The following is a 26,411-nucleotide window of genomic DNA, read 5'->3' on the forward strand; positions in this document are numbered from 1 at the left end:
CCTAATTACTGTCCTGCTTATCCGCTGCCATTGCCGGAATTCTTTGAATGTACTTCTTATAACCGTCACGCCACTCAGAGTTCTTTAACTGCTCCTGAGCCAGATTCTTCCAGAATCCACTTTTTTGACCTTTAAAATCATTCCAAACCTCAGCTGCCTTTTGAACATCACCGCGATTGAAATAAATTTGACCTAACTTGTATCGGATCGACGAAAGGGGACGCTTGTCCTCGTACTGCTCCAGCAAATTGCCGAAAGCAGAGATGGCTTTGTCTTTTTGTCCGTTCTCCAATTGAATATTGCCGATCATCTCAAGTGCTTTTGCATGCACCACAGGTGAAACTTTTTTGGAATCCGTCATCAACTTATCAATCATGCCCAAAGCCTCAAGGGCGTCATCTTTTTTGCCCTGCTTCAGCTGCAACTCCGCAAGTTTCAAGTAAGGATCTGCAACAAGCTCCGGCTGGCCTTTCCACGTTCTTAGCAATTCACCCAAATAGCGAATGGCTGAATCTGTGTCGCCACGTCTTTCCAACAGACGTACCGCCACGCCAACGCGCTCAATTTGCTCAGTCTCAGTCAGCTTTTCCGGATTCTTGATATTCTTAAGGTACTCGTAGGCTTGATTGTATTTATGTTCCGCTTCAGAAACCGCCGCCAGACGAAGATTCAATTCCTCAATAGAAGGAACCTGCTCCTTCACTTTGATTTCCTTCGCTTCCGGTGTGCCCGCCAAGGCATAGATGCGATTCAAAACTTCTTTATAGTAGCGCGCAGATTCAGTTGGCGTTCCCGCCATCTCGAATGCACGTCCGACATTGTACTTGGTATCCAGACGGTTGGAATTCTTCAACCAGTTGTCAGAAAATTCACTGTGCGTTTTCAGCGCCCCAATGAAATCACCTTTTTCAACCTGGTCATCCAACTTGGCGTTGATGTTGCTGATAATTCGTCCTGTAAGCAATGGTACATCCACTGTTCCCGGATGCTCCTGGTAGTACTTCGCCAGAAGGTTAATGGATTTATCAAATTCACCACGCTGGGAGTAACCATCAGCCACCATCACCGTAGCGAACTGTTCCATTTTTGGCAGATCCACTTTTTTCGCAAGTTCCATGATTTCTTTCACGGCATTTGCGGTTTCCTTCGGCTTCATGCCCTTCATGCGTGCACTTAGCAAGCGAAGGCGGGCAATCACAGCACTTGGAGTTTCACCATAACGGAAATATGTTTCCAGGTACGCTCCCATCACACGGGATTTATCCGCACCCAGAATATCCAAAAGCTCACCCAGTCGAGTCATCGCATAAGGCGCGTGATCACTGGATGGAAACTTTTTAACGAATTCACGGTACATATCCAAACTTTGAGGATACTGCTTCATGCCGAACATGGATTCAGCCTGATTGTAAAACGCACTTGGATAAGCGCCTTGCCCTTCTGGATATTTCTTCAATGCGTTTTTGTAATCTTCAACGGACTTTGCATAGTTTTTGGCGCGAACCCAGACATCACCGCGACGGTAGGCCGCTTCAACTTTCAAATCACGACTTGTGGAATTCTTTTCGATCTCATCAAACTGCGCAACAGCATCGTCCCATTTGCTGATTCGGGAGTATGCCAACCCCATGCCCATGCGAGCCAGGTCTTTGGAAACGGATTCTTTGCCGCCAAAATTTTTATTGGCGATATGTTCATTGAACAAACGCAAAGCCGCAAGATTGTCGCCACGATCCAAAGTCAGATAACCGATTTTAAGTGACGTTCTTTCCGCCAAAGGGGATTTTGGGAATTTTTCGATGGCTTCCTTATATTTTTGAATCGCCTCATCGAAAAATTCGATTTTACCGCTGTTATTATACAAAGCCAGATTCACGTCGCCCGTCATGTAATCAACGATCTCGTTGTATTCTGAGTTTGGATATTTTTCGCGGAACCAGTTTCTTGTTTTCAAAAAGACGCCGTAACGTTCTTTTTCGAACAACGTCAAAAGCAAACGAGCCTGTTTGTTTTCGTCCGTCTGTTTAGGACTGATTTCATAGATTGTCGGTGTGACTTTCAGTTTTTCCCACTGAGCAACCGGAGTCTCCAGCATAGGAAATGTAATATAGTAGTTGTCTTTGGCGCGGATGACCGAATCTTCCTTAATGTCATAAGGTTTGATCGAGAATCTTTCGTAGTTAGGATCCCCACCATCAAAGATACCAGCTTGAATTTGATCCGCTTGTGCCACCACGGAGCCTGCATTATTAATGGCAAGAACATCTGTGGTTGCCGGCTTGCGATCAGTTTTTGCTTTTGCTTCTGATTTTGCGATCTTAGAGGATTCCTCTTTAACCACTGGTTCCGATTTTTTAGGAGCGGATTTTTTGGCCGCTTTGACCATATTTGGATTCAAGTAGAAGTCCATGATCAATCGGGAAGGTTGGTCCGTCAGATAGTCAAAGGTCTCGATACTTTCACCGGAAAGCACAAAAGAAATTACTGACTTTCCATCAGTGCCCTGAGCATCGACAGAAACTTTAGTCACCATATCGCTTTTGAATGTATTTAAGGATTTAATAGTGGCGTCATCCAACGCTGGCACAGTCATACGGACGATAGTCTGGCCTTTGTCATCCAGACGTTTCACGTCATAGTCCCAATTCTGCTGTCCCAACAGTTCCAAGTGCACAGTATCGCCCTGGAAGTTGATGAAGCCATTGACCTTATTATTTGCTGCATTGGCCACTAGACCAAAGCAAAGGCATCCTGCCAAAATTACGTTGCGCAAAGTGTTCACTCCTCGAACCCCTTTTCCCTGCATTGTGCTTTTGCACATACAGTGCCAGCCTTGCAAACGTCTATTGGCAAATATGTTCAAGATGGGCAAAATGTTTCATAGATTTATTGTCAGGCCTGACAAACCAATGACAGGGACTTTGGTCTTGATTTGATTTGGAACGACTAACTTTACAACACAAAACTCCGATAGATAGACGATATGAGAAACCACTATAAATACATCATCTTGAGTTTTCTTTTAAGCAGCTGCGTCTCCGTGGAACTTCCATCGGGAAAATCCAAGCCAGCAAAGGACGTGGAGTTCTCTGAACCAGGTTCACCATTCAAAACTTTTAAATCCAAAAATGTGGATCGTGCTTGGCAGAGCTCTAAAACCGGCAACACGATCTCGTATTTATCTGAATGCGGCAGCAATGCGGATCCAAGCTTGCAAACCCTGGAAACAGAATCCCTGAGTGCCATTAACAAACTTGAGATCCTGAAACAAGAAACCACAACCTATAATGGTCGCGAAGCCCGCCAATCAGTTTCTGCGGGGACCGTTGATGGAGTTCCAGTGGCATTGGCCCTGGTGGTCTTTAAAAAGAACGGCTGCAACTACACTTTGAGCTATGGCGGCGTGGAAAAGCAGTTCAATTCAGAACTTCCCGCTTTCGAAAAATTCAAAGCAGAGTTCAAGGCTCCCTAGATGCTACAAGCGCTTTTGCCATTAACTAATTTTACGATCGAGATCTTCCACTTTCTGGGTGGCATCGGTCTATTGAGTCGCGACATCTGGCGCGAGCTGGTCGGTACGAAAATTTATTGGCGTCTCTTAGGCGAACAAATCTATCAGGTCGGTATTCGTTCGGCTCCCTTGATTGTGGTGACTGCGGTGACTATCGGAGCCGTCATGTCTTTGCAATTTGGTCTGGGACTGGAAAAGTTTGGCGGCAAAATGTATGTGCCAAAGCTTCTGGCCGTGACCATCCTTCGTGAAATGGGCCCCATGTTCACCAGTCTGATGTTGGCAGCCCGCGTAGGGGCCGGCATCGCCAGTGAAATCGGCTCGATGGTCGTCACCCAACAGGTGGATGCGATTCGCGCCCTGGGCACCTCCCCTATTCGCAAAATCGTTATTCCAAGAGTCCTGGCCTGCCTGATCACGTTGCCCATCCTGTGCGCTGTGACCAACGTGGTTGCCAATGCCGGCGGTTTGTTCATTGGTGCCGTCGAACTGAAACTGGATCCAGGCTTTTATCTTCTGAAAGTTCTATCCACATCCTCCGTTGGCGATTACATCTCTGGATTTGGCAAAACCTTCTTCTTCTCGTTGTTCATCTCAATCCCAGCTTGTTACTTTGGATTGAATGTTAAGAACGGAACCAAAGAGGTCGGCATTGCCACCACAAAAGCCGTAGTTGTGTCCTCCATTTTGATTTTGATCGGTGACTTCTTTCTTTCGAAACTTTTCTGGATTGTGGAAGGACTTCTATGACACAAAAACCACAAGCCTTTATTGAGGTTGTCGACTTCCATAAATCCTTTGAGGAAAAAAAGGTTCACCAAGGTGTGAGCTTTTATGTTCGCAAAGGCGAATGCCTGGGACTGATCGGTGGATCTGGTACTGGAAAATCCGTTCTGCTGCGCACTTTAGTGGGGTTGGAAAAACCTGACAAGGGCCAGGTGATCGTGGACGGTGTTGAAATCGGTGGAATGAAGGAATCCGAACTTATCGAGATTCGCAAGAAAGTGGCTTACGCTTTTCAAGGCGGCGCCTTGTTTGACTCAATGACAGTCTATGAAAACCTGGCATACCCGCTCCGCGAACATTTCAAATTCACGGAAAAAGAAGTTGCTGCACAAATCAAAGCCCAGCTGGAGGAATTTGGCCTGGCTCCGGGAACTGAAAAGCTTTACCCAGGCAGTCTTTCCGGTGGTATGCAAAAACGTGTGGGATTGGCCCGTGCGATGATGATTCATCCCCAGGTCGTTCTCTACGACGAGCCCACAGCTGGTTTGGATCCCTACAACACAAAGAAAATCCAGGAATCTATTTTAAGCCTGAAAGCCAAAGGGATGACCTCTATTTTAGTCACTCACGATATGCCGACGGTGTATGCGGTTTGCGACAAAGTCGCTCTTCTGCAAAATGGCCGCATCAGCGAGCAATACACAATCGATACACTTAAAAAAGAGCCGAGTGGCGCCATGACAGAATTTATCAACGGAGAAAGCGCGTAATGGAATCTTCAAACAGCACTCAAGTCAAAGTCGGAATCTTTATCGCGATTGGTGTCGTGATAATTCTGGGTTCGATCTTCTTTATTGGCGGCGAAAAGTCCATTTTCAAATCTTACGTGAATATTCACGCCCACTTTGATCAGGTTCAGGGCCTCGCAGAGGGCAGCGTCGTTTCACTTTCAGGTGTGACAATCGGTAACGTTCAAAAAATAAATTTCCTGTCTGAAAAGAACACTTTGGATGTTGTCATGAGAGTCGACAAGACCTACACCTCCCGCATCCGTGAAGGTTCTCAGGTGGAAATCCGCACTCAAGGCGCATTGGGCGACAAGTTTGTATTCATTATTCCGGGTGACCCAAGAAATCCGGAAATCCAGGATGGAGCCATCCTGGAAATCGCCAAACCCACAGATCTGATCGGCGTTATTTCAGAACGCGGTGGCGAAGCAGGGAAGCTATTTGATGTTATCAACGAGATGTACAAGATCACAAAAGCCATGAACGATGAAAACCGTCTGGGTAAAATCATGGCGAACTTTGAGTCGACGTCCGCGAACCTAAGCCGCGTCAGTGGCGAGGCTTCCGGCATTATGAAAAAGCTAAATGACGGCCACAGCGGCGAGAAGCTGACCAATACAATCAATAAATTGGATGCGATCGTCTCCAAGGTGGACCGCGGAGAAGGCACTCTGGGCGCTCTTATTAATGATCCCAGTATTCACAATCAGTTGAAGGTATTGCTTGGCGGCACTCAACGCAAAAACAACGTGAAGAGCCTGCTGCGCACATCCATCGAAAAAGAAGAATAGAGCCCAGGTCTCTCAATTGCATTTTAATCTCCTGTCGTACACTTAAAGTCGTCAGGAGGAATATATGCCAGCTGGGACCCCCAAGAACCGCGTGCGCTGTCATAGTGTCTTAAAACTAGACACGGGCCTCCGTTTGGCTATGGCTTTCATTATTCCCCTGGTTTCGTCTTTATCGGCCCACGGTAAGATCGTCACTTGCGACGATGTCTTCGCATCCACCATCCGCGATGAACGCGCCCCCTACTATGATACCGCGATGGAAAGAGCTCTGACAAAATCAGTTCGAATCTACAGCGACTACGACGGCCTTTCCTCCAAGGACATTCTTTATATCGTCGAGAAAATCTATCGCGAAGAAGAAGGTCAACGTTACAAGCTCTCGGACTATTGGAAACTGAACTCCAAGGAACGATCCACTCAGGAACTGGCACGCATTGTGGGCGAACGTATCACCCATATTGGTATCGAGAACTATTTCCGTGAAAGCGGAATTCTGCTGGATCATTCCACATTAATTTCCAAAATCAGAACTTTCAACAGAGCTGCTTTTACAAACCAAACCTCCGCTGTTCTGGGAACAATTGGCTTGGTCAATGGTCGCTTGCCAATCTTTCTGCCTGAAGCTTATTTAAAAATCGCCACGGATGATATGACTGTTCTATTATTGCGCGGCCTTGACTCCAAAGAGGGTCGCGAAATTCAAAAGAAATATCAATCACGCCAGGAACTGTTCCGTGCCTATGAGCAAATCAATCGTCACTACACTCGCATCGCCCTTGCTGTGGTGTTTGCAGTCCTGGTCGATAAAGGTGACGATTTCCTAAAGGAAAAACACGAAGACATCCTGACTGACTTGTGGACTCGCGTGGTTCAGGAAATCACTGGCAAGAAAGGCAGCGTTGAATGAAAAAACTAACGCTCTTTTTCGCATTTCTATTTTTAGCTGCCTGTCAGGATGGTGGTTTCGACGCCGCCCAAACCGGATCTGCTGCCAATAAAAACACCGCGACCACTGAGGCAAAGAATACTTCAAACACATCCATCATCGGTGGTATTGATGTCGAGCCAGGAAGTGATATTTCCCGGACGGTGATTTCGTTCAAATCTCTTGTTAAGCCCTTGGATACTCAAGTCGGCAGTCAAAATGTCGTCGTTACTCAATGTACCGCTGCCGCTTTGACCCGCAGAGTGGTTTTAACGGCTGCTCATTGTATCAACGCCGAAAATCAAAGTTTTATTGAGTTGAATACCGGGGTTACTGTCACGACGATCCCCGTATTGAAAGCTGTCATTATCGATGAGTACCACACCGACCCCACTGCTGACTTGGCTTTGGCTGTCTTAAGTGAAGATCTTCCTGAGAACATCATCACAGTGTCCATCCCCAACCCTGACATGAAAGTGGAATTGGCCACTCTGGACTTGATCGCAGCGGGTTACGGTAAAAACACGGATGTCGTTGCTGCTGCTCCCGGTTCAACCTTGAAGGATGGCCTGGGTACGTTGCGCGTGGTGATTTTGAAAATTTCATTTTATGAATTTGCGGAAAACCGATTCATGGTGGATCAGTCCTCTGGAAGAGGATTCTGCCAAGGGGACTCCGGTGGTCCCGCGTTTTTCATCCACAACTCCAAGTATTATGTTATGGGCGTGGCCAGTAAAACAATCGCTCCGGAAGGTCAGACCGATGCTTCCACAGGTCATTGCAGCTTCCGTGGTGCATACGTGAATCTTTTAAAATTTAAAAAGTGGATTGAAGCAACAACTCAAACACTGACAGCCGAACTGGCTAGTCCTCCGAATTCGGAGCCAGTCTCTGAATCATCTCCTTGATGCCCGTCTGATCGTCCTGAGGAACTTCATGGCGATCCAAAGTGAATTTGATATAGCGAACAAAGTTATTCTCAAATTTCTCGTTGATGGTATTGCGAATCTGATCCTTCAAAAAGATCATCTGCTGCATCCACGAGGAGTTACGAACCCACACATACAAAACACCACGCTGAAAGCCCACGGGCTCTGCATTTTTTGCAATGGTGGGACCCACAACCTCTTCCCATTTTGCCCATAATTTCCAACGCATGAACTGTTCTGACAATGGCGACTTGCCATTTTCAAAAAGACTCTGTAGGACTTCGGATCCCAGAGTGAGCTTGCGCTTTTTATTTTTAGGGTGGTTTGGATCGTTTGAATTCATAATTTCCCGTAAGTTAGCAAAGGAATACCAAAAAGATGACCAATTTCACGCAAAATCAAAAAATTACTGTCGTTGGCGCGGGGCTCGCGGGCTCTGAATGCGCATTGCAGCTTGCGGACATGGGCTATAAGGTCGTTCTTTTCGAGATGCGCGATAAAACCATGACACCAGCGCACAAAACACCCAAGTTTGCAGAGCTGGTTTGTTCAAACTCCTTTGGTACGTTGAACGAGATTTCAGCTCCGGGTCAGCTTAAATGGGAAGCGGAATTGCTGGGTTCTCACATCCTTAAGATCGCCAAGGAATCAGCCGTCCCCGCAGGACAGGCTTTAGGCATGGACCGCGAGGTCTTCTCTCAATTAGTCACAGACAAAGTTAAAAGCCATCCCAACATTGAAATCCGCAATGATGTCGTCAAGTCTTTGAGTGATATTCCCAGACCGGCTGTCATCGCCACCGGTCCATTGACTCATGATGAATTGGCCGAAGACATGCGCAAACATTTCGGCGATGAGTTCCTGTATTTCTTTGATGCCATCGCACCGATCATCGATGCGGAATCCATCAACACAGAAATCGCCTGGAAGGCAGACCGTTGGGGCAAAGGCACCAACGATTACTACAACTGCCCGATGAACAAAGAGGAATACAACAACTTCATCCAGGCAGTGACTGACGCAAAAAAAATTGAACCCAAGGATTTCGAAAAAACGGAATTCTTTGAAGGCTGCATGCCCATTGAAGTGATGGTGGATCGCGGACCGCAAACATTGCGCTTTGGTCCAATGAAACCCATCGGCTTGGATGATCCTCGTACAAACCGTTATCCATGGGCCGTGGTGCAATTGCGCCAGGACAATAAGGAAGGTACTGCCTATAACATGGTGGGCTTCCAAACGCGGATGGCTTATGCAGATCAGGTTCGCGTTTTCCGTATGATCCCGGGTCTTGAAAACGCAGAGTTCTTAAAGCTTGGCTCCATTCATAGAAACCTGTTCATCAATACTCCAAAGAGATTGAATAAAGACTTATCCTCCAAGAATGATCCTTGGTTGTTCTTTGCGGGACAAATCACGGGTGTTGAAGGCTATTTTGAATCCACTTGCGTGGGTTTGATGGTGGCTCGTTTCATCAATCAAAAACTGAAAGATGAAACTTTCAATCCTCCACCGCGTCCGTCTGCTTTTGGTTCTTTACTTGAAGCCATCACAGATGAAACCCGTGCCGAGCACTTCCAGCCGACGAATATCAATATGGCCCTTCTTCCCCCGCTTCCTGAAAAAGAGCGCGACAAAGAAACCAGGAAGAAAAAACAAATCGAAATCGCCCGATCTGCAATGCAGACTTGGAAATAAAAAAAGCCGAACCTTCTGGGTTCGGCTTTTTAATTTAAGCTGCTTTACTTAATCTATTTTTTGCAGAACATCTCAGGCTTGATATTAAGTCCTGGAACGCACATATCGACCCATTGATTTTTGTCATTCGTTGAATACGCATGAAACCAAATCAGCTCATCGTCTTGAGAATTGAATTTCACCTTGTGAGGCATTGCCAGTGGAATCTCGCCATTGACTGAATAGCACCAGCCATAAGCGCGCATCAAAGTATCTGAAACAACTTCGACCGCATCCAAGCCCACCGGTGAATCATTCACTGAGCTGATACCCTCTGCCACGCCCATGTAGTTCACATTATTCGCATCAAAAATCTGAATTGTATTATCACCAACGGACTTTTTCAGATCCACTGTCGCGGTACCTTGATAAAGCGGGGTTTCTGAACAAGAACCCACTACTTTCCAGGTGATTGCATGAGAGGTCATTGGCGCCAAAACGAAAAGAAGGGCTATCATGTTTTTCATGAGCCCTTCTTAGCTAATCTATATAATAGAGGCAATCTATACGGAGGCTTCCGTATAAATTTCCACCTTTTGCAGCTTCCAGTCCAACGTGGGAACGTCCACAACCGGTTTAAAGTGAAAACGGCAACGGGCCTCATAGGCCTCGTGAGTCCCCACTTGCACCTGACCATCTCCACCCGCAGTGCGCTGGGTTCTGCAGGCTGGAGCCCCACAAACCACACACACGGCATGCTGCTTGGTCACGTTTTCAGCAATGGCCATCAAAGTCGGCATCGGCTCAAAAGGCTTCGCCTGCCAGTCAGTGTCCAAACCGGCGATAATCACGCGCAAACCGCGCTCAGCCAGATCCTGAGCCACCTGAACCAGGTTGCCGGAGAAAAACTGCCCTTCATCGATACCAACTACTTTGGTGTCTGGCTTCAAATGCTCCCAAATTTGTTCGGCGTCCTCAACGGGTTGAGAATCCATCGTCGTAAAGTTGTGGGAGGTCACCGCCATTTCATTGTAGCGCTTGTCGATAACCGGCTTAAAAACCTGAACCTGCAGGCGTGCAAACTCGGCACGACGCAAACGGCGGATCAGCTCTTCAGTTTTCCCGCTAAACATAGAGCCAACAATCACTTCAATCCAACCACGGGTCACAATATATGAAAATTCAGACACGAAAAAATCCCCTCAAAAGAACGTTTGAAAGCATCGAATGGGCGCGAAAAACTGTCAAATGATTGCATTGCATTAGAAAACTGAGGGATTGCCGCGTTGTTTTCCGCTCGCATCAAGGCATTGGGGATACTGAATTTTTTTCTGAAATGATGCAAAAAACGGCAATCTTTCACATTTAATACCACAATGCGGGTGCTTATTGCTTGCGCAAGCACTGCGCCATCAGGTACTCAGCCCGAGCACTATGGGTAAGAATTTAAGATTTCGACAGAAATTAAACCAGTTCTTTGTTGTCAGCGGATTGGCAGCCATGACGTTCTTTATGAACGGTTGTGATGCTATCTACTGGGATGAACAAGACAGTTTAAGCAAGGTCCAAAGCCGCGGCGAGATCACCGTTCTGACCACCAAGAACCCTCTTATATATAGTAAGAATAATCGCGGCGAGATCAGCGGCATTGATTACGATCTTATGCAGAACTTCGCCAAGCACTACGGCCTCAAAGTTAAATTCAAGGTCCTTAAAGACGAGAGCGAGGTTTTAACCGCTCTGGCCCAGGGACAAGGCGATGTGGCTGCCGCACGATTAAGAACTCCAGAGAATCGTTCGGCCTTTTTAAACGGCCCCGCCTACGAAGACACGGCCTTGAGTTTATATTGCCAGCGTCGTTCCCAAATTCAAAATATCCAAGACTTGGCCGGCAAATCGGTCGGCATTCTTCACAAAGACAATTACGCGGGTTTCTCGCAAAGACTGACCCAGCTCTCCCCGACAACACAGATTCAACTGATCAATGGGGAACGCACTCAAGACCTTCTGTCAAAACTGAACAACAAAAAATATGACTGCGTGATCACTGAAAACGTCAGTGGTGACTTCTATGTTCGTTTCCATAAGAACATAGAAAAAATCACTACAATCACGGATGCTTACGCCCTCAGTTGGTTGCTCACTCCTGACAGCCAGGATCTAGCCCGTCTGATGCAAGCCTGGTATCAATCAGCTTCCCGTGCTGACAGTATCATGCGCATCATGGACCGCTATAAAACAACTTTGAATCAGTTGGACAAAGCCGACATCTCCCGCTTCTTCCAAAAGATCGAAGAGATCCTGCCAACTTATCGACAAGCCTTCAAAGAAGCTGGTGTTGAACACGGACTGCCGTGGCAGCTGATCGCCTCTGTTGCTTATCAAGAGTCACATTGGAATGCAGACGCTCGCAGTTTCACTGGCGTACGTGGCTTGATGCAATTGACGACAGACACAGCTGAGCATGTCGGTATCGATGATCGCACTGATCCATTCCAAAGTATTTGGGGCGGCTCCAAGTATCTTCGCTACCTTCTGGATAAAATGCCACGCTCCATGAATAAAAAGGATCGTCTGGCTTTGGCTTTGGCTGCTTACAATGTTGGATATGCGCATTTACGTGATGCTCAAAAACTGGCAGAAAGCATGGGACGCGATCCCTATTCCTGGCGCCACATGAAAGAAGTTTTGCCACTTCTTGCGGACCCTGATTACACCGAGAAACTTGAATACGGTTATGCTCGTGGCTATGAAACTGTTGAGTTCGTGGAACGAGTTAAGTCTTTCTACAGCTTAATGTCCGCTGGCTAAATGTAACTCCTTAAAATCAAAAAATATTGTTAATGTTTTTTGATGACCATCCGAATCTTCACTCGCAAAACCATCTATTTCACTTCGGTCTTATCGACAGGGTTGTTTGCGGGTTTTACGTGCTTCTTTTCTTTGTGTTTCGCTCCGGCTCTAAAAGAAATACCACCGGCCATCTCCATGGAGTTTTTCCGTTTTGATAAGTCGGCATTTGATCAGAATGTTTTTCTAACCTACCTGGTGATGGGAACGTCCATCGGCAGTTGGTTGATACTTTGGCGCCAACGCTATCGAATGGTGGACTTCTATTTCGTTCTGGGGGCGTTTCTATGTGTTCTGCAGGAGGCATTTCTGTCCTACCTGGGTCATTATCGCATCAATACGATTTTTCGCAGCTTTTCCGTTGATCGCATCGTCAGCAGTGATGTCTATGCCTTGCGCGAGGAATGGGCCTACTTTATGAACTTTCACTTTGCGACGAACTTGGTGGGATTTCTTTTGGTTCTTGCAGCACTTAAACGGGCCACTTCTGGTAGAGAATCGCCACGAAACAACTTTATGGCGGCCACGCCAAAATAAAAAACCCGCGAGGTGATCGCGGGTTTTTTTATTTATAACGTTATAACTTTTCAAATTCTATTCAACAGTTACCGATTTCGCCAGATTTCGCGGCTGATCGACATCGTAACCCAGGCTTGAAGCCAAATGGTAACTCATCAATTGCAATGGGATCACGGACAGGATTGTATTCGTTGTCCAGTGCGCTTTTGGCATTGCCAAATAGTATTCACTGATTCCACGCAGCTTCTCGTTTTCACCTGTACCGATGGAAATAATTTTTCCACCGCGGGCACGGGCTTCCTCAAGATTGCTGATTGTTTTTTCATACCAGTGATCCGTCGGAGCCACCATTACGATCGCCATACGCTCATCAATCAACGCCAACGGACCGTGCTTCATTTCACCAGCGGCATAGCCTTCTGCGTGCATGTAAGCCAGCTCTTTCAGCTTTAAAGCACCTTCCATCGCGATTGGATAGCTGGTTCCACGGCCCATATACAAGAAGCCACGGAAAAGCTTCAACTTAGCTGCTGCTTCGTCAAAGTACTTATCGTAAACCAAGACACTTTCCATTTGTGCCGGAGTCGCCAGCAAGCTTTGAACAAGTTCTTTTTCTTCCTTGGCTTCCATCACACCACGGCTGCGAGCCATCGCCACTGCTACGCAGTTCAACACGGCAAGTGTGGATGTGAAGGCTTTGGTAGAAGCCACACCGATCTCTGGACCCGAGTTCATATACAAGTGACCGTGAGCTTCACGATCGATTGTTGAGTTGCGCACGTTACAGATACTCATTGTCGTCGCGCCCGCTTCTTTGGACATACGGATCGCTGCCAATGTATCTGCCGTCTCACCCGATTGAGAGATCGTCATCACCAACGTTTTTGGTGGGATCACCGGATTGCGGTAACGGAATTCACTCGCCACATCCACTTCAACTGGGATGCGCGCCAACTGTTCGATCAAGTATTTACCAACCAGACCTGCATAGAAACTTGTTCCGCAAGCGATGATAAACACACGTTCGATACCTTTGAAAACTTCCTGAGTTTTTGCCCAGTCTGTTTTCGAATCCAGCTCTTCCAACTTTTGAACAGATTGACCACCGAAGCCCACGTTTTTCAAAGCCACAGTGAAGGCTTCCGTGTTGACGTGTGGTTCGATCGCCGCAGCCACAGCACGTGGTTGCTCGTAGATTTCTTTAAGCATGTAGTGAGCATAGCCTTGTTTTTCGACCATCTCAGGGTTCCAGTTAAGCTCCACGGATTTCTTTTGGATTGGGAAACCGTTTGCAGAGAAGAATTCAACCTTGCTGCCCTTGATATTTGCGATCTCGCGGTCATCCAGGTACACGAAAGTTTTTGTGTATTGGATCAACGCTTGAACGTCAGAAGCTACGAACACTTCGTCCTTACCCAAGCCCACAACCAAAGGTGGACCGTCTTTAAAGGCGATCAAATGATCCGGTTCTTTATCCCACATAACCAGGATCGAGAACGCACCACGAAGTTTTGTCAAAGTGCTTTCAACAGCTTTGTACAAGTCTTTTGTGATTTCGATTTCATTCGCGATCAAGTGAGCAACCAATTCAGAGTCTGTGTCTGAAGTGATCTCTGCTCCTTGAGCCAAAAGCTCTTCGCGGATATCAAGGTAGTTTTCAATGATACCATTGTGAACCAGGTTGATGCCGCGAACTTGGTGAGGATGGGCATTGCGCTCTGACGGCTTGCCGTGAGTCGCCCAACGAGTGTGACCGATACCCAGGTGGCCATCGAATTTTTCACCCACAAGTTTCTCTTCAAGGTTTTTCAATTTCCCCTGAGCACGAACACGCTTTGTCGCACCTTTATCCAAGATGGCGATACCAGCACTGTCATAACCACGATATTCCAGTTTTTTAAGGCCGCTGATGATAATGTCTTTTGGGCTTTGAGGCCCCAAGTAACCGACGATTCCGCACATAAATTCACCTATTAACTTTCAATACTCAATTCAACTACTGGTTCTCGGTTTCAGTTTCAACCACAGGGGCCTTCGCCACGTAGTTCTCTTTGATAAACTGTTTACCGCGTGCCACAGCCAACGCATTGGCAGGCACATTCTTGGTGATAGTGGAGCCGGAGCCGATAACAGCGTCTGCACCAACTTCAATTGGAGCCACAAACTGCGTGTCACTGCCCACAAAAACACGATCACCGATTTTGGTTTTATATTTCTTTTTATCCGCGGCGTAGTTGCAAGTTATAGTTCCGCAACCCACGTTCACTTCTTCACCGATTTCTGCATCGCCCAAGTACGTCAAGTGACCTGCTTTGGACTTCTTACCAAATTTCGTTTTCTTCATTTCCACGAAGTTCCCCACATGAGCTTCTTCGCAGATTTCTGTTTCAGGACGCAAACGTGCATAGGGACCCACTGAAACTTTGTTATGAAGCTTGGAGCTTTCCAAATAAGTTCCGCCACGCACCTGAACGCTGTCCCCGATGTCCGAATCAGAAATGAACGAGTTGGACTCAATCACGCTGAACGAACCGATTTTGGAACGACCACGGATAAAGACATTGGGATACACGACTGTACCGGGTCCGATTTGCACGCTTTCTTCGATATAAGCTGTGCGCGGATCAATCATCAGCACACCTTCTTCCATCAAACGCAGGGCTTTTCTTTTAAACAGCAAACGAGTCGCTTTCGCCAACTCCACCTGATTATTCACACCCACTGCCACTTTCGGAGTGGACTTGATGGCTTGAACTTTCAATTTATCCTGAATGCACAAAGAAATAAGATCCGTGATGTAGAATTCTTTTTTTGCATTGTTGTTTTTGATCTGAGGAAGGTACTCAGCAAGAACAGATGCCTTGGCGATATAAATACCGGTGTTGATCTCGCGAATCTTCAAAGCTTCCGCTGAAGCATCTTTTGCCTCAACGATAGCCACCAGCTCACCACGGTTACGAACAATACGTCCGAACTCCCCTGGCACTTTAAGCTCCGCCGTTACCACCGCCAAATCACATTTTTCGTCACGGAAAATGCGCAGGAATTCTTTAATGTCAGAAGACTCGATCAAAGGATGGTCACCATTCATGATAACAACATCGCCTTCAATCGTTTCCGGTTTTGCACAACGAACCGCGTGCGCCGTACCCAATTGCTCGTCCTGGGCATAACAAGATACACCCATCGGCTCGACAACCTGACGAACCAGGTTTTGGCCATGCCCAACAATCACGCGAACTTCCGTCGCACCAGCCCCCTTGGAGGCTAAAATAACTTTTTCAATCATCGGTCGACCCGCCACCGGGTGCAGAACTTTTGGAAGAGGCGATTTCATACGCGTCCCCTTACCAGCGGCCAGGGCAATCACAGTCAACTTGTCAGGAGTATTCATGGTGGTATTATTAGTGGCATTTGCTGACATTCAGAAACTTCCTTTTAAATGCTTTTCTTCTCTTAAAAAAACAGGCTTAATTATCGCATGCAACAAAGAATTTTTCACCTAACTTCTTGGGCTAAGACCGCTTTGGGAACAAGTATCGAGCTGTATAAAAAATCACACAGCTCCGGTGATACATCCCACGGCTTTTCTGAACGCCCCATCCTTTTCATCGGCGGCGTTCATGGCGATGAGCCCGAAGGCGTGCGCCTGGCGCAAGAACTGCTTCAATGGCTCCAAGAAAATGAAAAAACCCAAAGTGCCAACATTCGTCCGTGGATCCTGATTCCCAATATAAACCCGGATGGATCGGCTCAAAACCAACGAACCAACGGCTCTGGCGTGGACCTGAATCGCAACTTTCCAAGCAGCGATTGGAGCCCCGAAGCCAAAGCTCCCAGATACTATCCCGGCCCTTCGCCCGGAAGCGAGCCTGAAGTACAGGCTTTGGTAAAACTCATTGAGGACGAAAAGCCACATCTCATAGTACACTTCCATTCATGGGAGCCTTGCGTTGTTTATACCGGCGAACCCGGAAAAAAAGCTGCCGAGATCCTGGCAACAGGTACTGGGTACGAACACCGGGAAGATATCGGCTATCCCACTCCAGGCAGTTTGGGACAGTTTGGCTGGATCGATAAAAAAACTCCGGTTGTCTGCATTGAAGAGCAAAGCGGAGTGGATCTGAACTTGGTATGGCCCCATTTTAAAGCGGGATTGCAGATGTTACTGACAGGTAAAGGTTTCTAAAATGTCCATGATCAAGTCCATCGCATTCGATTTGGATGATACGCTGGTAGACACTTCGGGTCTGCTGGTGCCGATGGCTTCGCAACGCGCCTGTGAGGCGATGATTGCAGCGGGCGTCTGCGTTTCTTTGGAAGAGTGCATGACCATTCGCGAAGAACTTGCTGCCAACCTTTCACACACTGAAATTTTCACAAAAATAGTTAATCAATTCGGGACCAATCAACCTGGCAAAGCCGTCCATGATGCTTTGGAGGAGTTCTACAATCCCGAAGTTCCATCGGTTCTGCCACTACTGGCTGGAGCAACTGAAAACCTGTTGCACCTGAAAGAGCAATACAATCTTTATTTGGTGACGATGGGATCCTTCGATGCCCAGATTCAGAAAATCAAAGCACTGGGTATTGAAAAATTCTTTAAGAAAATATACGTCCTGAATGGTTTTATCGGAGAGAAAAAAGAAGCCGCATTTCTGGACATCCTGGCAAAAGAGGGCCACCCGCCCGCAGAATTGTTGAGCATAGGCAATCGCCTCTCCAGCGAGATCCGCGACGGAAAACGTGTCGGTGCCGTGACTTGCTATTTTGCCCATGGCGAACATGTCGGCGAAGAAGCCGTATTCCCTGAAGACAATCCTGACTACACAATCACGCAGCACAAGGATCTGATCAAAGTATGCGGACTTTAAAAGCGAGCTTTCTGTTGATCGGTCCCTGGGACTCCCGACTGCAAGAACTTGGCGCCCATATCGCCACGGATCTGCAGCAGGCCTGGCATTGGATTCAGGACTCCACCTACAATGTCGTCGCAGTCTCTGTGACTGTCATTTTGGGCAAAAGATTTCCGGAGTTCTACGAAGAGATTAAACGCAGTAGTCCTGCCACCCAATTCATCGCCGTAGTGCCTCCGGATTTTTCTGCAAACCAACTGAGCCGACTGCACGAAGAGTACTCTTTTATCCGTGTCATGCACAGTTTCAACGACACGGATCTGGAAACTCATTTGTTCACCGCCCTGGAAGAAGCCAATCAAAGGAAGCAGGATGAAAACCTGGCCGTTCTGATTCGTGAGCAGACCGAAAAGTTGAAACGTCTGCAAATTGAACTTGAAGAACGCGTGCAGAAACGAACCAAGTTCCTGACGGAAGCCCGACGCAAACTGTACCTGACGAACTCCCGAATCGAAGGATTCAAAGTCGCATTGATGGCCGTGCACCAGGCCAGCTCTGTCACGGAAATAGAACAGCTTTTGAACGAATCTCTGGCCGCCACCGTTCAAACTTCGTGGATTCGTATCTTCTTCAGTCCCCAGGACGAACATTTTGCAAGCCAGGTCACAGCTCAATTAAGTTTTACACAATTACAAGTGCCCTTGTTTAAACACCATGACCGAATTGGTTCCGTGTTTTTCCTGCGCGCACCGGAGCACCCTTTTAACAAAGAGGAAAGTGACTTCCTGACCCGTGTCGCGGAAGCCGTTGCTTTGGCTTTGGACCGTATTCAAAAACTTCAGGAATCGGAATCCATGAAAGAACAGTGGGAAGCCACTTTCAATTCCATGTCAGATCCGGTGGTCCTGATTGATCAAAACTACGACATCATTCAATCCAACAAGGCGGCTGAAGTCCGCCTGAAGGAACGTGAGCATCCGCAAAACACCCGCAAGTGCTTTGCGCTTTTATACAATAGAGAAGAACCATGCCCGGGATGTCAGCGCGGTCGAAATTTCCGCGTTCGTTCGAATGATCCTGGTGTTCGCACCTATGATGTATTCAGCCAAAGTCTGATTCTGGACAGCGACAAACCAGCCGTATTTGTAAACCTCTATCACGACATCACACAACAGATGAAAATGGAGAAACAGATTCTGGAATCTGCAAAAATGGCAGAGCTCGGAACCATCGGATCCTCCATCGCTCACGAGTTGAACAATCCTCTGGGTGGTGTTTTGTCGTTCACTCAATTAATTAAAATGGACATGCCTGGCGATCACCCGCTGTATCCGGATATTCTGGAAATGGAAGCGGGCGTTCAACGCTGCAAAGAAATCGTGCAGAATCTTTTGGGCTTCACACGCAATCCTAATTCAGATCAGGAAGGCGATGTCAGTCTTAAGGAAGTCAGTCAGCGCGCCTTTAAAATTGTCGAGCTACAAACAAAATCACAAGGCATTGAGGTTCGACTTCATTTCCCTGCCGAAGAGATTTTCGTTAAAGGTCATCTGAACTTATTGGCCCAGGCTTTGAAGAACGTGATTCAAAATTCCATTGATCATTTAACGGACCGCAGCCGCCAGGTTAAGGGATTCCGAGCATCCCTCGATATTGAAATCACCTCGACCGAAGACCTTGCCACTATTTTAATCAAAGATAATGGAACTCCAGAGAAAAATCCAAGTCTTCCCATAGGTTTAGGTGTTCCTGTTGCTTCACAGATCCTGCGCGATCATGAGGCGGACCTCGAATTCTACACCGGTCCAGCCCAGGAAAATGTGGCAAAAATTTCCTTCAACCGTCCAGTTTTAAGGTCCTGAAACGCAGTCTGGGCGCGGATTTTTTGACAGGCCCGTCAAAAATACCATATCCTTTTATCAAGGCTGACATGCACGTCGGCCGGTGTTTTTCGAACCCACCATGGAAGGAAGGTTCATGCGTTCACAACGTGTTCTTATTCTGGATGACGAATCCTCTTTGCGTACCGCTCTTTTTAGAGTGCTCGACAGAAAAGGTCTAAACGTCATCACTGCCAACAAAATCGAAGAAGCGAAAGCCCTTTCTCAAGGCGACACTCCTATCGATTTGGCCATTGTTGATTTGAATCTTCCAGATGGTGATGGCATTGAATTCATGTCTCACCTGAAAGCATTGAATCCTGCAACTGAAGTGATCATCCTGACAGGTCATGCAACTATTGAGTCCGCAATCCGCGCGACTCAAAAAGGTGCTTTCCACTTTGTGACCAAGCCTTTCAATCTTGAAGAGCTGATGAGCCTGATCGAAAAAGCACTGACTCATAAGAAACTTCAGGCTGAAAATCAGCAACTGCGCTCTGAACTGAACAAGAAGTACAAGTTTGATCAAATCGTTGGCTCTTCGGAACCGATTCAAAGCGTACTGCGACTGATTGAACGTGTTGCAGATTCAGATTCGACAGTTCTGGTCACTGGTGAATCCGGCACAGGTAAAGAACTTATTGCCCGCGCGATTCACTACAACTCGCCACGTGCGCAAGGTCCCTTTGTTCCAATCAATTGTGGCGCAATTCCCTCTGAACTTTTGGAAAGTGAACTTTTTGGTCACATGAAGGGCGCCTTTACGGGGGCCATTGCCAATCGTATCGGTCGTTTTGAAATGGCTGATGGCGGAACGATCTTCCTGGACGAGATCGGCGATCTTGAACCGTCGTTGCAAGTGAAACTTCTTCGTGCCTTGCAGGAAAGAAGTTTTGAGCCCGTAGGCTCCGCAAAAACAGTCTCAGTCAATGTCCGCGTGATTGCCGCTACCAATATTCACCTGGAAGAAGCGGTTGAGCACGGAAGATTCCGCGAAGATCTGTATTACCGTTTGAATGTTATCCCTATCCACGTCCCTGCTTTGCGCGAACGCAAAAGCGACATCCCTTTGTTGTTGAACCACTTCATGGAAATCTTCAACAAAAACAAGGGCCGCGGTCTGACTGGTATCGCCCACGACGCCTTGGATGCTTTGACGAACTATCCATGGCCAGGAAATATCCGTGAACTGGAAAACCTGGTAGAGCGCATGACCATCCTAAAAGGCCAAGGCAACGTTGAAATGAATGACCTGCCTACCAAGTACAAATCAATGAAACCAGTGATTTCATTGGATGCAAGTCAGCTGGAAATTCCTGACAGCGGCATGGACTTTAACACCGCGGTCGATAACTTCGAGAACAATCTGATCTTGAAGGCTTTGGAAAAAACAGGATGGAATCGCAACCAGGCCGCGGCTTTGTTAAGACTAAACAGAACGACGCTGGTGGAGAAGATCAAGAAAAAAGGTCTGACACCTCCGAACGATATCAATCCGGCAAATTTCTAATTCAATCTCATTACGAGACTTCAAGCGGCGAAGACATCTTCGCCGCTTTTTTTATCTTAAAATCACTCGCAAACCAGACTTAAATCCCGTAATTCCACTACACTTTCCCTCGATATATCCGATCAGAATTTGATGCGATTTTTTCTGAATTCACTCATCATTTCAACGATCTTGGCAACCATGGGATGCACCAGCACTCAACGCGCGCCCAGCTCCCTCACCACCGATGAGGAGCGCATCGTTCGCATTCAGGAAATTGACTTACAGCTTTCACAGTACTGGAATAATGATTGGCGATATAGCCAAAAGCTGTTTCAAGTCGCACCCACGATGGTGATGACATCCAGTGCCCCCTTGTTTGATCTTTCCAAAATTTCTGATCCGAAGGTTCGCTCTCAGATTCAAACCTTGATGAACGAACGATCTAACCTGCGCGAGACCCTGGGACACAAGTTTGAAAATCGTTCCTGGTCCGGTGTCGGACCGTGGTTTCAATCCACCTTCCGCCGCCCGCTGTTTGAAAAACAGGAAGTGATCAGCATTCGGGACCTGCATGAGTTCCGTCTGGACGGAAAGGCCATCAACCCGTTCCCGTTGGAGCATCGCCTTTTTGCAAACTACTCCCTGCACTTCAAAAATGAAATACCCTCCAACTCCGATGTCTTCGCCAAAGACAAGGATGATCGCGTTCGCAAGAAAAGTCTTAAAGCAAGATTGGAATGTGATGGGGATATCATTGCGCCGTCCAAGTATTTCTGGCGTGCTGATGAACGCACGCGGGTGTTTGAGTTTGACTGGTTCTACGCAAAAGAAGGTGGACAGAAAATTTCTGTGAAATTTTCCCCGATGGTTACTCAGTGTCAGTTCAGATATTACGACCCCGAGCAATCGTCCTCGTGGAGCAACGGCCTTCCGCTGACAAGCCTGAATTCACTCTCATCGGAATGGGTGGAGATGGCACAGCAGATTGATGCCTGCCCTTTGATTTCCGGTATGGGTAAAAACCCGGAAGGCTTTTTTTGGTCACAGGATTTCAACTTCAATACCTGCCCTGAAACTTTCGACAAATACACAAACCTGCGCAATCCTTTCGTGGCAATGAACCGCCGGGTGGTTTCTCTGACCGGATCGCCTTTGCTGACCAAGGACTTTGAACAAAAAAATCCCATGGCCACGTTAAACTTTTCCAAGGCGCCCCAATTTGACATCATTTGGGTGGCGTCGTTGAACTTCTCTGCTGACTTTTCAGGTATGGTCACAGCTCGCGCCATTCGCTATCATGCAGAACGCGGCACGCAGGTGCGCATTCTGGTTCCTCAAGTCACCATGACCAAAAAAGACCGCGAGATTGTAACGTGGCTGATGCGGGATCTTCCCAATGTCAAAGTTCAGTACTACAAATACACTGTCACCGACGACAAGGATGGCACTTGGTTTGACCGCTTTCATCGGGTCAACCACACCAAATTGTTGCTGGGTTACTCCTCAAAGAATCCGGCGGCGAACTTTATGATCACTGGGGGTCGCAATATTCGCGACTCTTATATCTTTCCCGAAACTCCATTCTACCGGGCTTATAAGCACTTGAAAAATTATGGCGACGGCGAAGAACCTTACATCTATTACAATGATTTTGATATCGAACTTCGCGGCACGGACATTGTAAAACACACGCTTGCCCAAATGGTGAACTTCTGGAATCGGGAGCCTGACACTCACCGCTTCCGCTCGACCAATGTGAATCTTCCGGTGCGCGCTGAAAAGGACATGATCAACCGCTTAAACACACTGCCCAAATCAAAACCGGTGGTTCGCCATATCATGTCCCTTCCGTACTTTGATGGCTACCAGCTGGAGCGTTTCTATATTGAGATGATTGAGTCCGCGCAAAAGGAAATCCTTTTGACGACTCCGTACTTCCGCCCTTCAGTGGCTATCAGTGCGGCTTTGGATCGCGCCCATGCTCGCGGAGTGAACATCAAGGTGGTCACGCGAATTCATCTGGCTGGCGACGGCACTCCGCAGATCGCAGAGGAAGTGAATAAAGAGGGCATCAATCGTCATTTAAAAAACATCATGATTTACGAATGGACCGACAACAATTCCATCATGCACGCCAAGATCCTGGTGATCGACAGCAAACTCAGCTTCCTGAGCAGCGTGAATTTGAATCGTCGCAGCTTCATTCACGATACCGAAAGTGGCGCGTTGATCCTGCATGAGCCCACAGCCCTGGATTTACGCAGAGAAGTCCTCAGCTACCTCAGCCGCAGCCGCCTGTTAACAGCCCAGGAAAAAATAGGCTGGATCAGCGGCCAACTCATCGACTGGGGCGACTCGTACTTCTAATCGCCGACCGGCTATTTCGTTTGGAACAAGTGGAGCATTTCGAACATGGCGTCCATGCCAGCAAGGGCCGTGATGTCACCGTGGTCGAAGGGTGGCGAAATTTCCACGACGTCGCAACCCACCAGGTTTGGAATTTTCAAAGCACGGAAGATGCGTTGCACTTCGTACGTTGTCAAACCACCTGGAACTGGAGTCCCGGTGCCCGGTGCACAGCTGGGATCCAGATTGTCGATGTCGTAGCTGATGTATGTTGGAGTGTCGTCGAATGTCGGTAACGTTTTCAGGAAGTCGTTAATGTTTTGATTGCGAATCTCATCAACAGTGATCACACGGATGCCGTGTTTATTCACGAAATTCAAATCATCACCGCCGGCCAAGGGACCGCGGATTCCGATTTGCACCATTTTCTTTGGATCCACCAAACCTTCTTCAACTGCATGACGTGCGAAAGCGCCGTGATGGTACTCACAACCCCAGGCCGCAGGATAGGTGTCCAAATGCGCGTCGAAATGAATGAACGCCAATGGCTTGCCATACTTCTTACGAAGAGCGCGCAGCACTGGAAGCGTGGTGGAGTGATCTCCGCCCACGGACACAAACTTTTTATTCAAACGCATCAACTCGCCCACAAATTTTTCGATGCGCTCATAAGTTTGACCTTGATCAATCGGCACTGTGGGACAATCACCGATATCCGCGACCTTCAGTTTTTCGAAGAAATTTTCCATGCGGGTCATGTGGAAGCCACGACCCAGAGCTGAAACCTCTCTCACTTTTGCCGGGGCAAAACGAGCTCCGGGACGATAGGACACGCCACCGTCATAAGGAATACCAAAGATTCCGACTTCATAGTCCGCGTCGATTGCCACATAGGGCAAACGGAAGAAGGTTTTAATCGCAGAAAAACGGGGAAATTCACGTCCGCTCAGAGGTTTGTATTCCATTATTGACTCCTCAAGTATCTAGACTACATTACCGCCGATGGACTATCAACGCGACCAAAAACAATTGATTCAGTGGTACAAAAAGAATCGCCGCGCACTTCCATGGCGTAAAAATAAAGATCCTTACAGAATCTGGCTGTCCGAGGTCATGTTGCAGCAAACCACTGTGGTTGCGGTCATTCCATACTTCGAGAAATTTCTTAAAAACTTCCCCACAGTTCAGGACCTAGCCTCGGCCCCCGAACACGACGTCCTGGAGGCTTGGGCTGGTCTAGGTTATTATTCCCGCGCCCGCAATCTGCACAAAGCTGCAAAAGCTTTGGCTGAAAATGGCTTTCCAAAAAAAGCCGCCGAGTTGCTGGAACTCCCTGGCTTTGGACCTTACACCTCCCGTGCTGTGGCCAGTATCGCATTCGGCGAAAAGGTCGGCGTGCTGGACGGCAACGTGATTCGTGTTCTTTCTCGTCGCTATGGACTTAAGATCGAATGGTGGAACAACAAAGGACGCCAGCAGCTTCAGGAAATTTCTGATACGTTGTCTTCTTTTGGTAATTCCGATTCCGTGAATCAAGGTCTGATGGAATTGGGCGCCACGGTATGCACTCCGCAAAAAGTCATGTGCTTGATGTGCCCTTGGTCCGCTGATTGCGTTTCCCGCGAAAAGAACCTGGTCGAGAAATTACCTCTGAAAAAACCACGCAAACAGAGTGAAGTCTGGGTGTGGAAACCAGTTGTGACGGTAAAAAATGGCAAAGTCGCTTTAGTCAGCAATGACTACGCTCCGTTTCTTAAAGGTCAAATGATCTTTCCAGGAACGATTTCTCAAAATGACGACAAGCCCAAAGACTATGATGCTAAACACAACATCACACATCATGATATCTTCATAAAAATCGCTCATAAAAAAACCTTGAGCGACCGAAATGTGGAATGGGTTGAAATCAAAAACCTTAAGAAGGTCAATCCGTCTTCGCTATTACAAAAAGTACTGCACAAGGTAGAGACATGAAGCAACTGAGTTTGAAGATCATCGCATTGGGCAGCATCCTTTTCGGATGCACACACAGCAGCCCGACGAAAGATCTTCTGACTCCAGATTTTCTGCTGCAAAAAAATGTAAAACAAATCACTTTCCAAGGCGACAATGAACGTCCCCGTTTTTCCGCCAACGGCACGCGTCTGATTTACTCCAGTCAAAATCGTGGCAATAGAAAAGACCTGCAGGTTTACGAAACAGATTTGGTTCGCAACAAAGAACGTCGCGTGACATTCTCTGATGGCGCGGCCTTCGACGCCGACTACATCAACGATATGGAGATCCTATACTCCAGCACGACGGATGAAATTAAGGAAAGTCCGTTCTTGAATCGCAATCCCAGCAAAGAATTTCCACCATCTGACCTATACCTGAGCGACCGCTTCGGTTCCGACATTCTGCGCGTGACCGTTCAGCCCGGCTACGATGGTGAAGCTTTTATGATTCCACACCCCACGAAACCTTCTGTAATTTTCACCTCTCGTCGTGGTGATGTAACGGGCGTCTATCGCATGGATTTGAAATCCAGATTTGTCTCCCTGTTGGCTTCAGAAACCGGCAAAGACCGCAGATTTCCGACTCTGGCACCAGAAAAGTCCCGAGTTGCGTTCAAAGAAACCAACCTGGAATCAAAACAACAAAGTCTGCAACTGGTCGATCTTCATACCAAGCAAACTGCATTGCTAAAATCGGGTGAAGGCCATTATCGTGATCTCTTCTTCGCTCCCCGACCACCCTCACGCTTGTTCTATAGCATTCTAAGAAATGGCGACAAAAAATATCAGATTGAAGTCTACAATCTGGAAACGAAATGCACCCAGGTGGTTTTCAAAGGCAAAGACGATCTTCTGTATCCTGCAGTTTCCAATGAGTCTGTTGAAAGACTGGCTTTCACACGAACTGTTCAGGAAAAAAAGCAAATTTACATGGTCGATCTGCCAGCAGATTTGGGACCTTGCCTTCCAGACACTTCCGGCAACGGTGAAAAATCCAAAACACCAGCTGCAACTCCTATGAATACACCGTCTGTAGCCCCCGCGGTTACTCCCATAGCGAGTCCAGTTTCTGTCGAATCGCCAACTCCTGCGCCTTCTCCTGTGAAATAAAGACCTTTGCTCTT

General features: G+C 47.4%; 23 protein-coding genes. 16 read left to right on the forward strand and 7 right to left on the reverse strand.

The genetic code is table 11. The annotated features are described in order from the left end of the window. Nucleotide 1: 1 nt before the first annotated feature. The gene (locus AAAA73_RS08040) at nucleotides 2-2,782 is read right to left on the reverse strand and encodes a tetratricopeptide repeat protein (protein ID WP_340597689.1); all 2,781 of its coding nucleotides are present in this window, start codon (nucleotides 2,780-2,782) and stop codon (nucleotides 2-4) included. Nucleotides 2,783-2,983: 201 nt separating this feature from the next. On the opposite strand from AAAA73_RS08040, the gene AAAA73_RS08045 reads away from it, so the two are divergent. From AAAA73_RS08045 to AAAA73_RS08070, 6 genes are all read left to right on the forward strand, one after another. Then, complete coding sequence (locus AAAA73_RS08045) at nucleotides 2,984-3,472, forward strand: hypothetical protein (protein ID WP_340597690.1); 489 nt, start codon at nucleotides 2,984-2,986, stop codon at nucleotides 3,470-3,472. Further along, nucleotides 3,473-4,261, forward strand: coding sequence for an MlaE family ABC transporter permease (locus tag AAAA73_RS08050; protein ID WP_340597691.1), 789 nt, complete (start codon nucleotides 3,473-3,475; stop codon nucleotides 4,259-4,261). Further along, nucleotides 4,258-5,007 carry an ABC transporter ATP-binding protein gene (locus AAAA73_RS08055; RefSeq protein ID WP_340597692.1) on the forward strand — a complete coding sequence of 250 codons (750 nt, stop codon included), beginning with the start codon at nucleotides 4,258-4,260 and terminating at the stop codon, nucleotides 5,005-5,007. Before AAAA73_RS08050 ends, AAAA73_RS08055 begins: the two co-directional genes overlap by 4 nt. Next, the gene (locus tag AAAA73_RS08060; protein WP_340597693.1) at nucleotides 5,007-5,816 is read left to right on the forward strand and encodes an MlaD family protein; all 810 of its coding nucleotides are present in this window, start codon (nucleotides 5,007-5,009) and stop codon (nucleotides 5,814-5,816) included. The genes AAAA73_RS08055 and AAAA73_RS08060 overlap by 1 nt, the downstream gene beginning before the upstream one ends. Before the next feature lie 64 nt (nucleotides 5,817-5,880). Then, on the forward strand, nucleotides 5,881-6,723 hold the full coding sequence (locus tag AAAA73_RS08065; RefSeq protein ID WP_340597694.1) for a hypothetical protein: 843 nt from the start codon (nucleotides 5,881-5,883) through the stop codon (nucleotides 6,721-6,723). Next, nucleotides 6,720-7,649: a trypsin-like serine protease gene (locus AAAA73_RS08070; RefSeq protein WP_340597695.1), complete on the forward strand. Its 930-nt coding sequence runs from the start codon at nucleotides 6,720-6,722 to the stop codon at nucleotides 7,647-7,649. The genes AAAA73_RS08065 and AAAA73_RS08070 overlap by 4 nt, the downstream gene beginning before the upstream one ends. Here the strand turns inward: AAAA73_RS08070 and AAAA73_RS08075 are convergent. Beyond that, nucleotides 7,606-8,013, reverse strand: coding sequence for a DUF721 domain-containing protein (locus tag AAAA73_RS08075; protein WP_340597696.1), 408 nt, complete (start codon nucleotides 8,011-8,013; stop codon nucleotides 7,606-7,608). The two genes, AAAA73_RS08070 and AAAA73_RS08075, sit on opposite strands and share 44 nt — an antisense overlap. Nucleotides 8,014-8,048: 35 nt before the next feature. Here AAAA73_RS08075 and trmFO point away from each other — a divergent pair, with 35 nt between their 5' ends. Beyond that, nucleotides 8,049-9,368: a methylenetetrahydrofolate--tRNA-(uracil(54)-C(5))-methyltransferase (FADH(2)-oxidizing) TrmFO gene (trmFO, locus tag AAAA73_RS08080; RefSeq protein WP_340597697.1), complete on the forward strand. Its 1,320-nt coding sequence runs from the start codon at nucleotides 8,049-8,051 to the stop codon at nucleotides 9,366-9,368. 53 nt (nucleotides 9,369-9,421) lie between these two features. Here trmFO and AAAA73_RS08085 read toward each other — a convergent pair whose 3' ends face one another. Next, nucleotides 9,422-9,874, reverse strand: coding sequence for a DUF4430 domain-containing protein (locus tag AAAA73_RS08085; protein ID WP_340597698.1), 453 nt, complete (start codon nucleotides 9,872-9,874; stop codon nucleotides 9,422-9,424). 36 nt (nucleotides 9,875-9,910) lie between these two features. Continuing rightward, the gene (locus AAAA73_RS08090) at nucleotides 9,911-10,537 is read right to left on the reverse strand and encodes a thymidine kinase (protein WP_340597699.1); all 627 of its coding nucleotides are present in this window, start codon (nucleotides 10,535-10,537) and stop codon (nucleotides 9,911-9,913) included. A 244-nt stretch (nucleotides 10,538-10,781) separates the two neighbouring features. Here AAAA73_RS08090 and mltF point away from each other — a divergent pair, with 244 nt between their 5' ends. Then, complete coding sequence (gene mltF, locus AAAA73_RS08095) at nucleotides 10,782-12,158, forward strand: membrane-bound lytic murein transglycosylase MltF (RefSeq protein ID WP_340597700.1); 1,377 nt, start codon at nucleotides 10,782-10,784, stop codon at nucleotides 12,156-12,158. A gap of 42 nt (nucleotides 12,159-12,200) precedes the next feature. Further along, a complete protein-coding gene (locus tag AAAA73_RS08100; protein ID WP_340597701.1) occupies nucleotides 12,201-12,734 on the forward strand; it encodes a hypothetical protein in 534 nt (177 codons plus the stop codon). 57 nt (nucleotides 12,735-12,791) lie between these two features. On the opposite strand, the gene glmS is transcribed toward AAAA73_RS08100, so the two are convergent. Together glmS and glmU are read right to left on the reverse strand one after the other, a co-directional pair. Beyond that, nucleotides 12,792-14,678, reverse strand: coding sequence for a glutamine--fructose-6-phosphate transaminase (isomerizing) (gene glmS / locus AAAA73_RS08105; protein ID WP_340597702.1), 1,887 nt, complete (start codon nucleotides 14,676-14,678; stop codon nucleotides 12,792-12,794). Nucleotides 14,679-14,712: 34 nt separating this feature from the next. Beyond that, nucleotides 14,713-16,140: a bifunctional UDP-N-acetylglucosamine diphosphorylase/glucosamine-1-phosphate N-acetyltransferase GlmU gene (gene glmU, locus AAAA73_RS08110; protein WP_340597703.1), complete on the reverse strand. Its 1,428-nt coding sequence runs from the start codon at nucleotides 16,138-16,140 to the stop codon at nucleotides 14,713-14,715. A 57-nt stretch (nucleotides 16,141-16,197) separates the two neighbouring features. On the opposite strand from glmU, the gene AAAA73_RS08115 reads away from it, so the two are divergent. The 5 genes from AAAA73_RS08115 (at nucleotide 16,198) to AAAA73_RS08135 (ending at nucleotide 23,311) form a co-directional block, all read left to right on the forward strand. Next, nucleotides 16,198-16,905, forward strand: coding sequence for a DUF2817 domain-containing protein (locus tag AAAA73_RS08115; protein ID WP_340597704.1), 708 nt, complete (start codon nucleotides 16,198-16,200; stop codon nucleotides 16,903-16,905). A 1-nt stretch (nucleotide 16,906) separates the two neighbouring features. Then, on the forward strand, nucleotides 16,907-17,590 hold the full coding sequence (locus AAAA73_RS08120; RefSeq protein WP_340597705.1) for an HAD hydrolase-like protein: 684 nt from the start codon (nucleotides 16,907-16,909) through the stop codon (nucleotides 17,588-17,590). After that, nucleotides 17,578-19,434, forward strand: a complete 1,857-nt coding sequence (locus tag AAAA73_RS08125) for a histidine kinase dimerization/phospho-acceptor domain-containing protein (protein ID WP_340597706.1) — start codon at nucleotides 17,578-17,580, stop codon at nucleotides 19,432-19,434. Before AAAA73_RS08120 ends, AAAA73_RS08125 begins: the two co-directional genes overlap by 13 nt. A 115-nt stretch (nucleotides 19,435-19,549) precedes the next feature. Further along, a complete protein-coding gene (locus AAAA73_RS08130; RefSeq protein WP_340597707.1) occupies nucleotides 19,550-20,962 on the forward strand; it encodes a sigma-54-dependent transcriptional regulator in 1,413 nt (470 codons plus the stop codon). 132 nt (nucleotides 20,963-21,094) lie between these two features. After that, nucleotides 21,095-23,311 (forward strand): phospholipase D-like domain-containing protein, encoded by a 2,217-nt coding sequence (locus AAAA73_RS08135; protein WP_340597708.1) that lies wholly within the window; start codon nucleotides 21,095-21,097, stop codon nucleotides 23,309-23,311. An 11-nt stretch (nucleotides 23,312-23,322) separates the two neighbouring features. Here the strand turns inward: AAAA73_RS08135 and speB are convergent, their stop codons facing one another. Beyond that, on the reverse strand, nucleotides 23,323-24,255 hold the full coding sequence (speB, locus tag AAAA73_RS08140) for an agmatinase (protein WP_340597710.1): 933 nt from the start codon (nucleotides 24,253-24,255) through the stop codon (nucleotides 23,323-23,325). A gap of 37 nt (nucleotides 24,256-24,292) precedes the next feature. On the opposite strand from speB, the gene AAAA73_RS08145 reads away from it, so the two are divergent. Beyond that, nucleotides 24,293-25,264, forward strand: a complete 972-nt coding sequence (locus AAAA73_RS08145) for an A/G-specific adenine glycosylase (protein WP_340597711.1) — start codon at nucleotides 24,293-24,295, stop codon at nucleotides 25,262-25,264. Beyond that, complete coding sequence (locus AAAA73_RS08150; RefSeq protein ID WP_340597712.1) at nucleotides 25,261-26,397, forward strand: TolB family protein; 1,137 nt, start codon at nucleotides 25,261-25,263, stop codon at nucleotides 26,395-26,397. Before AAAA73_RS08145 ends, AAAA73_RS08150 begins: the two co-directional genes overlap by 4 nt. Nucleotides 26,398-26,411: the final 14 nt, after the last annotated feature.

This window comes from Bdellovibrio sp. GT3, assembly GCF_037996765.1.
Lineage (GTDB): Bacteria > Bdellovibrionota > Bdellovibrionia > Bdellovibrionales > Bdellovibrionaceae > Bdellovibrio.